The sequence below is a fragment of the Streptomyces sp. NPDC051563 genome (assembly GCF_044454225.1).
Classification (GTDB): Bacteria; Actinomycetota; Actinomycetes; order Streptomycetales; family Streptomycetaceae; genus Streptomyces.
On the sequence record NZ_JBITDL010000040.1, the window covers coordinates 9,224 to 21,659 of the forward strand.

The 12,436-nt window shown below is 72.9% G+C and carries 14 protein-coding genes; 10 read left to right on the plus strand and 4 right to left on the minus strand.

Annotation, left to right across the window (positions count from 1 at the left end; genetic code table 11):
- From ACIA8F_RS34380 to ACIA8F_RS34395, 4 genes are all read left to right on the plus strand, one after another.
- Window positions 1–919, plus strand: a 919-nt coding sequence (locus ACIA8F_RS34380) for a hypothetical protein (protein ID WP_399384793.1), incomplete at its 5' end; no start/stop codon positions are given.
- A 306-nt stretch (window positions 920–1,225) separates the two neighbouring features.
- Window positions 1,226–1,798, plus strand: coding sequence for an FABP family protein (locus tag ACIA8F_RS34385; protein WP_250744595.1), 573 nt, complete (start codon window positions 1,226–1,228; stop codon window positions 1,796–1,798).
- Between the two features lie 234 nt (window positions 1,799–2,032).
- The gene (locus tag ACIA8F_RS34390) at window positions 2,033–2,503 is read left to right on the plus strand and encodes a Fur family transcriptional regulator (RefSeq protein WP_399384794.1); all 471 of its coding nucleotides are present in this window, start codon (window positions 2,033–2,035) and stop codon (window positions 2,501–2,503) included.
- Window positions 2,504–2,550: 47 nt separating this feature from the next.
- Window positions 2,551–3,519 carry a YgfZ/GcvT domain-containing protein gene (locus ACIA8F_RS34395; protein ID WP_399384796.1) on the plus strand — a complete coding sequence of 323 codons (969 nt, stop codon included), beginning with the start codon at window positions 2,551–2,553 and terminating at the stop codon, window positions 3,517–3,519.
- 6 nt (window positions 3,520–3,525) lie between these two features.
- On the opposite strand, the gene dtd is transcribed toward ACIA8F_RS34395, so the two are convergent.
- Window positions 3,526–3,951, minus strand: coding sequence for a D-aminoacyl-tRNA deacylase (gene dtd, locus ACIA8F_RS34400; protein ID WP_399384797.1), 426 nt, complete (start codon window positions 3,949–3,951; stop codon window positions 3,526–3,528).
- 132 nt (window positions 3,952–4,083) lie between these two features.
- On the opposite strand from dtd, the gene ACIA8F_RS34405 reads away from it, so the two are divergent.
- The 6 genes from ACIA8F_RS34405 (at window position 4,084) to ACIA8F_RS34430 (ending at window position 8,562) form a co-directional block, all read left to right on the plus strand.
- The gene (locus tag ACIA8F_RS34405) at window positions 4,084–4,719 is read left to right on the plus strand and encodes an AmfC protein (RefSeq protein WP_399384799.1); all 636 of its coding nucleotides are present in this window, start codon (window positions 4,084–4,086) and stop codon (window positions 4,717–4,719) included.
- Between the two features lie 109 nt (window positions 4,720–4,828).
- Complete coding sequence (locus ACIA8F_RS34410; RefSeq protein WP_399384801.1) at window positions 4,829–6,073, plus strand: GNAT family N-acetyltransferase; 1,245 nt, start codon at window positions 4,829–4,831, stop codon at window positions 6,071–6,073.
- A gap of 39 nt (window positions 6,074–6,112) precedes the next feature.
- A complete protein-coding gene (locus tag ACIA8F_RS34415; protein ID WP_399384803.1) occupies window positions 6,113–6,877 on the plus strand; it encodes a putative protein N(5)-glutamine methyltransferase in 765 nt (254 codons plus the stop codon).
- 94 nt (window positions 6,878–6,971) lie between these two features.
- Window positions 6,972–7,421, plus strand: coding sequence for a helix-turn-helix domain-containing protein (locus tag ACIA8F_RS34420; protein ID WP_399384804.1), 450 nt, complete (start codon window positions 6,972–6,974; stop codon window positions 7,419–7,421).
- Window positions 7,422–7,508: 87 nt separating this feature from the next.
- Complete coding sequence (locus ACIA8F_RS34425) at window positions 7,509–8,090, plus strand: hypothetical protein (RefSeq protein WP_399384806.1); 582 nt, start codon at window positions 7,509–7,511, stop codon at window positions 8,088–8,090.
- Window positions 8,091–8,214: 124 nt separating this feature from the next.
- A complete protein-coding gene (locus ACIA8F_RS34430) occupies window positions 8,215–8,562 on the plus strand; it encodes a DUF2516 family protein (RefSeq protein WP_399384808.1) in 348 nt (115 codons plus the stop codon).
- Window positions 8,563–8,603: 41 nt separating this feature from the next.
- Here ACIA8F_RS34430 and ACIA8F_RS34435 read toward each other — a convergent pair whose 3' ends face one another.
- From ACIA8F_RS34435 to ACIA8F_RS34445, 3 genes are all read right to left on the minus strand, one after another.
- A complete protein-coding gene (locus tag ACIA8F_RS34435) occupies window positions 8,604–9,908 on the minus strand; it encodes a PP2C family protein-serine/threonine phosphatase (RefSeq protein ID WP_399384809.1) in 1,305 nt (434 codons plus the stop codon).
- Between the two features lie 280 nt (window positions 9,909–10,188).
- Window positions 10,189–11,238 (minus strand): NlpC/P60 family protein, encoded by a 1,050-nt coding sequence (locus ACIA8F_RS34440; protein WP_399384811.1) that lies wholly within the window; start codon window positions 11,236–11,238, stop codon window positions 10,189–10,191.
- Window positions 11,239–11,474: 236 nt separating this feature from the next.
- Window positions 11,475–12,284: a class I SAM-dependent methyltransferase gene (locus ACIA8F_RS34445; protein ID WP_399384812.1), complete on the minus strand. Its 810-nt coding sequence runs from the start codon at window positions 12,282–12,284 to the stop codon at window positions 11,475–11,477.
- Between the last annotated feature and the right edge of the window lie 152 nt (window positions 12,285–12,436).

Consider the following 12,436-nt stretch of genomic DNA (forward strand, 5'->3'; position numbering starts at 1 on the left):
CCCGGCCCCGGCCCCGGCCCCGGCCCCGGCCCCGGCCCCGGCCCCGGCCCCGGCCCCGGCCCCGGCCCCGGCCCCGGCCCCGGCCCCGGCCCCGGCCCCGGGCCCGGAACCCGCCGCCGCGCCCAAGGACCGCCGCAAGCTGTTCGCCGCACTGCGCTGGACCGCCGCCGTGCTCGTCTTCGCCACCGTCGGCGCCGGCGTCGCGTACGGAGTCGCCCGGCCCGAGCGCACGGACATCCCCGGGCTGTCCACCAAGTCCGACGGGCGATGGGTCTACCCGGCGCTGTCCAAGCCGCAGCTTCCGGCGGGCGCGGCCGTGCCCTTCGCCAAGGACAACCCGGCGGGCATCCACTACGCGGGCCTGACCCAGCTGCTGCTGCCGCCGCCCACCGGATCCACGCCCGACTCCACGCTGAAGCTGGAGAAGGACGAGGCGGTGACCGTCGACACCTTCCTGTCGGAGTACCAGGACATCCTCCGCGACAAGATGAGGGCGGACCTCGCGAACGAGGGGCTGCGCCAGATCGTCGCCCGCGGCTGGACCACCCCGGACGGCACGCGCACCCGCATCTACCTGCTCCGCTTCCACTCGTCGGGCTTCGCCGACGCCTTCACCGGCTGCAAGGTATCCATGGGGCTGAGCGACGCCCTGGTGCTGGAGGCCGACTCCGTGTGGGCCAAGGTCAAGTCCACGCAGCGCACCGACCTGGGGAACCGGACCTCCGGATACGCCACGCAGGGAAACACCAGCGACGTGTCCCTGTACCAGGAGGCCAAGCCCACGGGGGACCAGCAGGTGAGGGTCGGCTGCCTGCAGTCCGGCGACATCCAGGCCGTCGTCACGCAGACCCGCAAGGGCGAGGTGGGAGTCGTTCCCTTCCACCAGACGGTGGTCCTGCAGCACCAGCTGCTGCGCTGACCCGGGGCGACGCCCGGCGGCCCCGCGTACGGCCTACCTCACACGGTGCCCCGGTCCCCAGGCCAGTAGGCTTGGGGACCGGCCCCGTAACGCCACCCTGAAACCCTTAAGAACTCCGAGGAGCACCCCGTGCTTGAGGCAGTCTTCACCTCCCTGCTGGTCCTGGTCTGCGTCGGCGTCCTCGCCTTCTCCGGACTGGCCGTGAAGAAGCTCTACCAGGGCCAGCGCTGATCCCCTCGGATCTGCCGCCGACCGCCCCGGATACCGGAACCCCTCCCACAGATCGCCTGAGCTGAGCAGCCATTCATGATCCAGATCCCGTCCGACCTGAACCCGGGCCTCGTCCCCCTCGCCTTCCTCCTTGGGAACTGGGAGGGCGCAGGCGTCTTCGACTTCCCCGGTGAGGAGAAGTGCAACTTCGGCCAGGAAGTCGTCTTCAGCCACGACGGCCGGGACTTCCTGGAGTACACCTCCCACACCTGGGTGCTCGACGCCGAGGGCAACAAGGTGCGGCCGCTGGAGTCCGAGTCGGGCTACTGGCGCATCGACAAGGACCGCAAGGTCGAGATCGTCATGGTCCGCGACCAGGGCGTCGTCGAGGTCTGGTACGGCGAGCTCGCCGACAAGAAGCCGCAGATCGACGTCGTCACCGACGCGGTGGCCCGCACCGCGGCCTCCGGCCCGTACAGCGGCGGCAAGCGGCTCTACGGCTACGTGAAGAGCGACCTCATGTGGGTCGGCGAGAAGGCCACCCCCGAGGTGGAGCTGCGCCCCTACATGTCGGCCCAGCTGAAGAAGGTCGTCACGCCCGAGGAGGTCGCGGAGATGGCGCGCAACCTCCCGGACATGCCGGACGACGGCATCGCCTTCTTCCGCTAGACCGCTAGACCGCTAGACCGCGGCCGGACCGCGGCCGAGCCCGTACGCACGCAGGAGCCCCCGGCCGCCCCGGCCGCCGGGGGCTCCCGCATGTGCGCGGCGCGGTACCTCCCGGCGCCATACCCCCGGCGTCTTACCTCCCGGCGCCTTCCCGCCCGGGGCCTTCCCACCACCGGCGCTTTCCCGCCCGCCTCCCCGCTCCCCTCCGGCGGACCCGAGGCCTACACTGGCCGGGTGGTGACCACCGACAGCACCGAGAACCTCGCCGCCGCCGAAGGCGGCGACTGGAAGAGCGACCTGCGCCAGCGCGGATACCGCCTGACCCCGCAGCGCCAGCTCGTGCTGGAAGCAGTGGACGCCCTGGAGCACGCCACCCCGGACGAGATCCTCGTCGAGGTGCGCAAGACGGCCTCCGGGGTCAACATCTCCACGGTCTACCGCACGCTGGAGCTCCTGGAGGAGCTGAAGCTCGTCTCGCACGCCCACCTCGGGCACGGAGCCCCCACCTACCACCTCGCCGACCGGCACCACCACATCCACCTGGTCTGCCGCGACTGCACCGAGGTCATCGAGGCGGACGTGGACATCGCCGCCGACTTCACCGCCAAGCTCCGCGACACCTTCGGCTTCGAGACCGACATGAAGCACTTCGCGATCTTCGGCCGCTGCAAGAACTGCGCCGCCAAGCACCACCAGGCCCCGTAGGCAAGGCGCCCCTAGGTCCGCCCGGGCCAGGGTCGTAGGCTGGTGGCATGACCAGCAGCCCCTTGCTCCATCTCCCCGGCGCCGTCCAGGCCGAAGGCCGCGACGAGGGCGTCGCCGCCCACTACGGAGAGCTGTACGGCGAACAGCGCGCACTCGCCGACGGCCGCGGCTTCGTCGACCTCTCCCACCGCGGGGTCGTCACCGTCACCGGCTCCGACCGGCTGAGCTGGCTGCACCTGCTGATCACTCAGCACGTCACCGCGCTCCCGGCCGGCGAGGCCACCGAGGCGCTGATCCTCTCCGCGAACGGCCACATCGAGCACGCGCTCTACCTCGTCGACGACGGCGAGACGATGTGGATGCACGTCGAGCCCGGCACCCAGGAGGCGCTGATCGCCTACCTGGAGTCGATGATCTTCTTCTACCGGGTGGAAGTCGCCGACCGGACCGCCGAGTTCGCCGTCGTGCACCTGCCGGCCGGCTCCATCGCCGAGGTCCCCAAGGAACTCGCCGTACGGGAGACGCCGTACGGCCGCGACGTGTTCCTGCCGCGCGACGGGCTGGAGGCCTTCGCCGGCTCCCACGGCCCCGTCGCCGGACTGCTCGCCTACGAGGCCCTGCGCGTCGAGGCGCACCGGCCGCGGCTCGGCCTGGAGACCGACCACCGCACCATCCCGCACGAGCTCGGCTGGATCGGTACCGCCGTGCACCTGCAGAAGGGCTGCTACCGCGGCCAGGAGACCGTCGCCCGCGTCCACAACCTGGGGAAGCCGCCGCGCCGGCTGGTTTTCCTGCACCTGGACGGCTCCGAGGTGCTGCTCCCCGCGCACGGCGCGCCCGTACGGCTCGCCGCGGACGGGGAGGAGGGCCGCCAGCTGGGCTTCGTGACCACCTCGGTCCGCCACCACGAGCTGGGCCCGATCGCGCTCGCACTGGTCAAGCGCAACGTCCCGGTGGACGCCCCGCTGCTGGTGGGCAAGACGGCCGCCGCGCAGGAGGTCGTCGTAGCGCCGTAGCGGTCGCTAGATGTCGATGACGATGGTGAACGGGCCGTGGTTGGTCAGCGAGACGCGCATGTCCGCACCGAACCGGCCCGTCTCCACCGTCGCACCCAGCGCCCGCAGCTGCGCCACGACCTCGTCCACGAGCGGCTCGGCGAAGGCCCCGCCCGCGGCCGCGTTCCACGTGGGACGCCGGCCCTTGCGGGCGTCTCCGTAGAGGGTGAACTGGGAGATCACCAGCAGCGGCGCGTCCACGTCGCTGCAGGACTTCTCGGCCTCCAGGATCCGCACGGACCAGAGCTTGCGCGCCAGCAGCTCCGCCTTCTCCGGGGTGTCGTCGTGGGTCACCCCCACCAGGACGCACAGCCCCTCCCCGACGATCTCCCCGACGGTCTCGCCGGCCACCACGACGCTCGCGCCGTCCACCCTCTGCACCACTGCTCGCATACCACCTGTGTACCAGGCTTGCACCCGTCCGGGGCCGATCGGGTGGAGTGGGACTGCGTGGGGACCACGCGGAGTGGCACGATGCACGCAGGCGGTGCCCCCAGCACCGGTCGAGGGGACGGACACGAACGCATGAATACTTCTGGTACCTCCGCACCTGCTTCTGCGCCCATCACGCCCATCGGACCCGTGGGCCCCGGCGCGCCCGTCACACCCGCGCCATCCGCGGCGGCCGCCGAGACCACGGCGCCGCGACCGCCCGCACAGCGGACCGGGGCCTCGGACGCCCCCGCGACGGCTACCACCGCGCTCGGCCTGCCGGAGCTGCGCGGACTGCGCCGCGACGCGCAGCGCGACGAGGCCGACCTGAGCTACGTACGCCGGCTGCTCCAGGGCCGCATCGACATCCTGCGCGCCGAGCTCGCCCGGCGTACGGACCCCGAGGCGCCGGTGGTGGACCGGCTCTCGGAGATCCTCGCGGACGCCCCCTCCAGCCGCAGCGCCTCCGCCCGGCACGTCACGCTCGGCACCCCGCACGGGGAGGAGTACCGGCTGCTGGCGGCCGAGATGCTCTCCGACGTGGAGCTGTCGGACCTCGGTGCGCGCACGGACGAGGAACTCCACGAGGGCATGGGCCGGTTGGTGCGCTACGAGCAGCAGGTCTCGCGGCGCCGGCAGCAGCTCCAGCGCACGGCCGACGACTGCAGCGCGGAGATCACCCGGCGCTACCGGGAGGGCGAGGCCCAGGTGGACGACCTGCTGGCCTGAGCGGGCCGGGCGGTCGGTGGAGGCGCCGGGCGGCCGGGAGCGGTGCCGGGCGGGGGCCCGCGGGAAATCCGGGCGACGGGGCGGGCCGGGCCGATTAGCGTGGGCCGCTATGAGTGCTGACGTCCGGCCCATCGCCGCATCCGAGCTTCCCGACTGGCTGCGCGCTCAGCGCGCCGGTTTCCTGAACGCGTCGCGCGGCACGGCCGCGGACCTGGCGCTGCTGACCGAGACCCTCGACTTCGCCCGGACGCAGGGCGCGTTCGACGCGGACACCGGCCGGTGCGTGGCGTGCTTCCGCTCCTTCCCGCAGGAACTCACGGTGCCCGGCGGGGGGTTCGTCCCGTCGAGCGCCGTCACGAACGTGTCCGTGATGCCCACGCACCGCCGCCAGGGCCTGCTGAGCCGGATGATGGCCGCCGAGTTCACCGCCGCCCACGCGCGCGGTGACGTGCTGTCGACGCTGATCGCCGCCGAGTACCCCATCTACGGGCGGTACGGCTACGGGCCCGCCACCTCCATCGCGGAGTGGGAGATCGACCTGCCGCGCACGGGGCTCGGGCCGCGCGCCGCCGTCCCCGGGGGCGGCGCGCGGATCGACCTCGTGGACGAGGCCGAGGTACGGGAGCTGGGCCCGGTCCTGCACGAGCGGCTGCGCGCGCTGACCCCGGGTCTGGTGAGCCGCGACGCCCGCTGGTGGAGCGTGGCCACGGGCGCGGAGGCGCTCTCGCACAACCCGTACACGCCGTCCTTCCACGCGGTGTACCGGACCGCGCAGGGTGAGGTGACCGGGCTGGTCCGGTACACCGGCGACGACCACTGGACCGACGCCAAGGTGCCGCACAACACAGTGCAGGTACGGCAGTTGCTCGCCCTGACCCCGGAAGCGGAGCGGGCGCTGTGGTACTTCGTCTGCTCCATCGACTGGGTGGTGAAGGTCCGCACCGGCTACCGCGCCCCCGACGACCTCGTCACCGGGCTGCTGCCCGACGCGCGCGCCGCCCGGATGCTGACCTCGTCGGACCTGCTGTGGGTGCGGGTGCTGGACGTCGTACGGGCCCTCGGCGCGCGGACGTACGCCGTGCCCGGGGTCCTCGTCCTGGAGGTCGTCGACACCACCGGTCCCGCGGGCGGCCGCTACCGGCTGGACACGGGCGCGGGGGACTGCGTACGCACGGAGGAGCCGGCCGACCTGCGCCTGGACGTGGGCACACTGGGATCGCTGTACCTGGGCGACGCGTCGGCGGTGCGGCTGGGGGCGCTCGGCGCGATCACGGAGGAGCGCCCGGGGGCGCTGGCGCTCGCGGACGCGGCGTTCCGCACGGCGCGCCGGCCGTGGTGCCCGGACATCTTCTGAGCGCCGGACCGGAAACTGGAAACACGAGGGCTGAGGTACGTGGTGGCGACACTGGTGGAGACCCTGCGGGCGGCCGGCTGCGTCTTCGCGGAGGAGGAGGCGGAGCTGCTGACGGCCGCCGCCGAGGACGCGGGGCACCTGGAGGGGCTGGTGGCCCGGCGGGTGGCGGGCGAGCCGCTGGAACACGTCGTCGGCTGGGCGGAGTTCTGCGGGTTGCGGATGGCCGTCGGCGAGGGGGCCTTCGTGCCGCGCCGGCGCAGCGAGTTCCTCGCGCGGGAGGCGGTGGAGGCGGCCCGGCCCGGCGCGGTGATCGTGGACCTGTGCTGCGGGGTGGGCGCGCTGGGCGCCGCCGTTGCCGCGCAGGTGCCGGGTGCCGAGCTGCACGCGGCGGACATCGACCCGGCCGCGCTCGCCTACGCCCGGCGCAACCTGGCCCCGTACGGCGGCCGGGTCTGGGAGGGCGACCTCTACGCGGCCCTGCCCGCGGGGCTCCGGGGCCGGGTCGACGTCCTGGTGGTCAACGCCCCGTACGTGCCGACCGGGGAGATCGGCCTGCTGCCGGCGGAGGCCCGCGACCACGAGCCGCCCGTCTCCCTGGACGGCGGCGCGGACGGCCTGGACGTACACCGCCGGGTGGCCGCCGGCGCCCCGCCCTGGCTCGCACCGGGCGGCACCCTGCTGATCGAGACGAGCACCCGCCAGTCCCCGGTCACCGCCTCGGCCCTGACGGCAGCGGGCCTGTCGGTGCACGCGGTGTCCTCGGAGGAGTACTACGCGACGGTGATCATCGCGCAGGCCCCGTAGCCGGGGGCCACCGGTTGCGCCGTCGCCCGGCGAGGGTGGGAGTTATTGCAAGCAGCTGCTTGCAATAGTTAGCAAGGTGCGGCAGGATCGGGGCATGGCATCGCTCAACGTCGGCAACCTCGGCGAGTACCTGCGCGAGCAGCGGCGGCAGGCGCAGCTTTCGCTGCGGCAGCTGGCCGATGCGGCGGGGGTGTCGAATCCGTACCTCAGTCAGATCGAACGCGGGCTGCGCAAGCCGAGCGCGGACATCCTGCAGCAGCTCGCCAAGGCGCTGCGGATCTCCGCCGAGACGCTGTACGTGCAGGCCGGAATCCTGGACGAGCGGGACCGGGACGCCGTCGAGACGAGGGCCGCGATCCTCGCAGATCCGTCGATCAGCGAGCAGCAGAAGCAGGTGCTGCTCCAGATCTACGAGTCCTTCCGCAAGGAGAACGCCGCCGAGGCCGAGGTGAAGGCCGAAGCGAAGGCCGAAGCGAAGGCCGGGGGCGACGCGGAAGCGGAAGCCGCTGCCGAGGGCGATGCCGGGACGCATCCCGCGAGCTGAACACGCACGAACCGAGTACGAGTACGAGTTACGAGTACGAGTGACGAGTACGCACGCATCGAGACCGTGATCCGGGAGGACCACCACATGGCCATCGCCGATGACCTGAAGAAGACCCTCACCGACCCGACCCCCCTCTACTTCGCCGCCGGCACCGCCGACCTCGCCGTGCAGCAGGCCAAGAAGGTGCCCGGGCTGATCGAGCAGCTGCGCGCCGAGGCCCCCGCGCGCATCGAGGCCGTGAAGAACACCGACCCGAAGGCCGTGCAGGAGAAGGCCAAGGGGAAGGCCAAGGAGGCGCAGGAGGCGGTCACCGCCACGGTCGCCGAGGTGCTCGGCGCGATCGACGCGAAGAAGATCGGCGAGACTGCCCAGGACCTGGCGCTGCGCGGGGTCGGCGTGGCCGCCGAGTACGCGGTCAAGGCCAAGGAGGCCTACGACAAGGTCGCCGAGCACGGTGAGCAGACCGTACGGGCCTGGCGCGGCGAGGTCTCCGAGGAGATCGTCGACATCGCCGTGGTCGTGGAGCCGGAAGCCGCCGAGCCGGTGGCTGCCGAGCCGGTGGCGGAGTCCGCCGCCGAGCCCGCGCCGAAGAAAGCCCCGGCGCGCAAGGCCGCGGCCAAGAAGGCCGCCGCCGAGCCCGTCGCGGAGACGGCCGACGAGAGCTGATGTCCACGTGACGGACCGGGCACCCGCGGGGCGTCCGGTCCGTTGTGGTTTGGGAAAGAGGCTCTGCCGGTAGCGTGGAGGCAGGCGGCATCCGGCGAGCGAGGCGTGAGAAGGCGGTCAGACGATGTTGATGAACGGGTTCGATCAGGGAGTGCTTCCGCTGCTCGGATACGCCATGCTCGGGCTCGCCGTGGTGGCCTTCGTGCTGGCGGTCACCGCGCGCGAGGACGCGTACCGGGCGGCCGGGAAGCAGACCAAGACCTTCTGGCTGGTCATCCTCGGCATCACCGTGGTCGTGGACTTCTTCCTCGGGATGCTCTTCCTGCAGATCGCCGGACTGGTCGCGAGCATCGTCTTCTTCGTCGACGTGCGCCCCGCGCTCAAGCAGGTCTCCGGCGGTGGTGGCGGTGGCGGCCGGCGCGGCGGCAGCAGCAGTGACGGGCCGTACGGGCCCTACAACGGCGGACGCTAGCCGGAGGCGGGAGACGCTGGGCGGGGGAGTCCCCCCGGCCATCAGCCCTCGGCGCGGGAGAGCAGGACGACGGCGACGTCGTCCGTCAGCTCCCCGCCGTTGAGCCGGCGGGCCTCGGTCACGGAGGCTTCGAGCAGGCCTTCGCCGCTCAGCCCGTCGGCCAGGTGGCGGTTGATCATCTCGACCATCCCGTCCTGCCCCAGCCGTTCCTTGCCCGGCCCGATCCTGCCCTCGATCAGGCCGTCGGTGTAGAGCATCAGGCTCCACGTGCCGCCCAGCTCCACCTGGCGGCGCGGCCAGCGGGCCCGGGGCAGCAGGCCGAGCGCCGGGCCGCTGTTCTCGTACGGGAGCAGCCGCGCGGGGCGGCCCGGGCGGGAGATCAGCGGGGCCGGATGGCCCGCCAGGCACAGGCCCGCGCGCCGGCCGTCCGGGGCGATGTCCACCGTGCACAGCGTCGCGAAGATCTCCTCGCAGGGGCGCTCGACTTCGAGGACCTCCTGGAGGGTGGCGAGCAGGTCGTCCCCGCTCAGGCCGGCCAGGGTCAGCGCCCGCCAGGCGATGCGCAGCTCGACGCCGAGGGCGGCTTCGTCCGGGCCGTGCCCGCAGACGTCGCCGATCATCGCGTGGACGGTGCCGTCGGGGGTGCGGACGGTGTCGTAGAAGTCCCCGCCGAGGAGTGCGCGGCTGCGGCCGGGGCGGTAGCGGGCGGCGAAGCGGAGGTCGGAGCCCTCCAGGAGCGGGTGCGGGAGCAGGCCGCGTTCCAGCCGGGCGTTCTCCTGTGCCCGCAGTTTCGATTCTGCAAGCTTGTACTGGGCGATGTCCGCCCGTTTTCTCTCCACGGCGTAGCGGATGGCGCGGCTGAGCAGCCGCCCGTCGAGCTCGTCGCGGAACAGGAAGTCCTGGGCCCCCACCCGTACGGCCTCCGCGGCGCGCTCCGCTTCCTCCTCGGAGGTGAGCACGAGCACGGCGTGCCGCGGGGCGATGCGGAGCACCTGGCGCAGCGCGGCGAACGGATCGGCGGCGTCCCCCGCGCCGGATCCGGACCCGGATCCGGACCCGGACCCGGACCCGGACCCGGATCCGGACCCGGCACCGGCGCCCGGGCCGTGCGGGAGCGAGAGGTCGAGCAGGACGCAGTTCACGTCCGGGGTGAGCAGCCGGGCCGCCTCCGTGAGGTTGCGGGCGCTGCGCAGCCGGATGCGGTGGCCGTCGGCGTCGAGGATCTCGGGGACGGTGAGGCCGCCGGCGGGGTCGTCCTCGATCACCAGCAGGGTGAGCGACGACATGGCGCCCGGACCGCTCTCGGTGCTCGGGATGTCCCTCTGCCGCGGTACGGGTACGGGCATCGTCTCCGGTTCCTTCCCGCCCCCTCGGGGGTTCGCTCGTCCGGCGACCCTAGCCGCGGGACGGGGGAAGCGGAATGGCGGGTCCGGTGCGGGGCTCCGGCATATGCCGTTATCGGGTGGGAAAGTCCGTGTCGACGAATGACGAACGTCACGGCGCGGGGCTCCGGGATCCCGCCCACCGAGACGTCCTTCCGCCGGTGACGGGCCGCCCCTGAAGCGCGATATGTCCCGGTGTGCGGCCCGTCCCGGCGCGCCGCCCGTGCCGGCGACCGGCCCGCCGCTACGCGTCCGGCCGGACCACGGCCTTGATCGGCATCGAGCCCGCGCCCGCCATGGTGACGTTGCGGCCGGGGCGCGGGGCGTGGACCATCGCGCCGCCCCCGACGTACATCGCGACGTGGCTCGCGTCGTCGAAGTAGATGATCAGGTCGCCCGGCCGCATGTCCTTGATCGCGACCTTCGGCAGCCGCAGCTGCTCCTGCGAGGTGCGCGGGATCGCCTTGCCCGCCGCGAGCCAGGCCTGGGAGGTCAGCCCGGAGCAGTCGTACGAACCGGGTCCCTCCGCGCCCCACACGTACGGCTTCCCCATCTGGGCGACCGCGAACTGCACGGCCCGCTTGCCCGCGTCGGTGGCCGCCGCGCCCGTGGCGCCGGTCATCGCGCCGGTGGACAGCCAGTCGCTCTGCGCCTTGCGCTGGGCTTCCGCCTCCAGCTCCAGCAGCCGGGCCTTCTGCTCGGCCTCCAGCTTGCTCTCGAGCTCCTCCGCCGCCTTGATCTTTTCCTCGACCTGCTTCTTGGCGGCTTCCTGCTTGACCCGGTTGGCCTCCAGGGTCTCCCAGTGCGCGGTCGCGTCCCGGGCGTACTGCTGCAAGTCGGTCTGGGTCCGGTTCAGTTCGGAGAGCAGGTCCGAGGTGGCCTTCTCGCCCTGGCGCAGCCGGTCGTTGCCGTTCAGGAACTGCGTCGGGTTGTTGCTCAGGGCCAGCCGCGCGCCGGGCGGCAGCCCGCCCGAGCGGTACTGGGCGCGGGCGGCGGCGCCCGCGCGGCCCTTCAGTGCGGTGATGCGGTCCTGGCCCGCGAGGACCAGGTTGGCGATCTCCACGATCTTGTCGGACTGCGTCTTGGCCTCGCTCTCCGCGAGGTTGTAGGCGTCCGTGGCCGTGCCGGCCTCGCGGTAGAGCCCCTCTATGTCCTTGCGGACCTGCTCCAGGGACTTGCCCGTCTGGGGCTCAGGTGCGGCGAAGGCGGTGCCGGCCAGTGCGCCGGGCGCGGACAGCAGCGCCATCGCGCAGAGCAGAGTGAGGGCGATCGAACCCCGTCGTCGTTTCCTCATGGTCCCCCCAGACACCGGATTGACTAATCGTCAGTAACTTGTGATTCCTTCGGGATGGTGCCACGAGTCGGTGAATTCCAACACCCTTGTGGATATCCATCCGATGCGTCCCGATCGCCCCCGCAGCCCCTGTGGGCCCGGCAGTTCCGCCGGTCCCGGCCCGCCGCCCCGGTCACCCCGCAGACCCCAGCAGTCACCCCTCAGGCCTCCAGCCGTCACCCCGCATGCCCCAGCAGTCACCCCGAAGGCCTCAACGCTTCCCACCGCACCGTGAGTTCCCCCTGGCGCCACCGCACCGGACCGTCCGCCAGCGGCCAGTCCCCGGACAGCGCCCGCGCCGTCCGGATCCACCGCTGGCGCGCCCCGTAGGAGGCGTACGGAGCCGCCGCCGCCCACGCCCGGTCGAAGTCGCGCAGGAACGCGTGCACCGGCTCGCCCGGCACGTTGCGGTGGATCAGCGCCTTCGGCAGCCGCTCCGCCAGGTCGGAGGGGCGCTCCAGGGAGCCCAGCCGGGTCGCGAAGGTCACCGTGCGCGCCCCTTCGGGCCCGAGCGCGACCCATACGTGCCGCCGCCCGATCTCGTCGCAGGTCCCCTCCACGAGCAGCCCGTCGGGGGCCAGCCGGGAACACAAGCGCTCCCACACCGCCCCGACCTGCTCCTCGTCGTACTGGCGCAGCACGTTCGCCGCCCGGATCAGCGCCGGCCGGACCCCGCCGTCCAGCGGCACCTCGAAGCCGCCGTGCCGGAAGCTCAGGCCCTCCCGCTCGTACGGCTCGGCGCCCGCCACCCGGGCCGGCTCGATCTCGATGCCGACCACCCGCACCCGCGGAGCCGCCTCCCGCAGCCGCGCCAGCAGTTCCACCGCGGTCCAGGGCGCGGCCCCGTAGCCGAGGTCCACCGCGACGGGGTCGTCCGCGCGCCGCAGCGCCGCCCCGTGCGTGGCCGCGATCCAGCGGTCCATGCGGCGCAGGCGGTTCGGGTTCGTCGTCCCGCGGGTCACCGTGCCGACGGGGCGACGAGGGGGAGGGGTGGAGCGGGAGGCCATGTGCAGAGAGTAAGCGGAGCGCTCCCGCGCGATAAAAATCCGGGTCGGGGGCAGGAAAAACGGCGGTCCCGGAATGCGGGGGACGGCCGTTCGGGTTGCACTCCTAGAAGAGCGCCCACAGCGCTCTCCGCGTCATGCCGCCGAGCGAGAGG

Bases quoted from the DNA above. Each gene is read 5' to 3' on its own strand.
- ACIA8F_RS34430 (WP_399384808.1), top strand. From the start codon at position 8,215: ATGTTGATGAACGGGTTCGATCAGGGAGTGCTTCCGCTGCTCGGATAC.
- ACIA8F_RS34405 (WP_399384799.1), top strand. From the start codon at position 4,084: ATGAATACTTCTGGTACCTCCGCACCTGCTTCTGCGCCCATCACGCCC.
- ACIA8F_RS34425 (WP_399384806.1), top strand. From the start codon at position 7,509: ATGGCCATCGCCGATGACCTGAAGAAGACCCTCACCGACCCGACCCCC.
- ACIA8F_RS34420 (WP_399384804.1), top strand. From the start codon at position 6,972: ATGGCATCGCTCAACGTCGGCAACCTCGGCGAGTACCTGCGCGAGCAG.
- ACIA8F_RS34435 (WP_399384809.1), bottom strand. From the start codon at position 9,908: ATGCCCGTACCCGTACCGCGGCAGAGGGACATCCCGAGCACCGAGAGC.
- ACIA8F_RS34385 (WP_250744595.1), top strand. From the start codon at position 1,226: ATGATCCAGATCCCGTCCGACCTGAACCCGGGCCTCGTCCCCCTCGCC.
- ACIA8F_RS34445 (WP_399384812.1), bottom strand. From the start codon at position 12,284: ATGGCCTCCCGCTCCACCCCTCCCCCTCGTCGCCCCGTCGGCACGGTG.
- dtd (WP_399384797.1), bottom strand. From the start codon at position 3,951: ATGCGAGCAGTGGTGCAGAGGGTGGACGGCGCGAGCGTCGTGGTGGCC.
- ACIA8F_RS34395 (WP_399384796.1), top strand. From the start codon at position 2,551: ATGACCAGCAGCCCCTTGCTCCATCTCCCCGGCGCCGTCCAGGCCGAA.
- ACIA8F_RS34440 (WP_399384811.1), bottom strand. From the start codon at position 11,238: ATGAGGAAACGACGACGGGGTTCGATCGCCCTCACTCTGCTCTGCGCG.
- ACIA8F_RS34410 (WP_399384801.1), top strand. From the start codon at position 4,829: ATGAGTGCTGACGTCCGGCCCATCGCCGCATCCGAGCTTCCCGACTGG.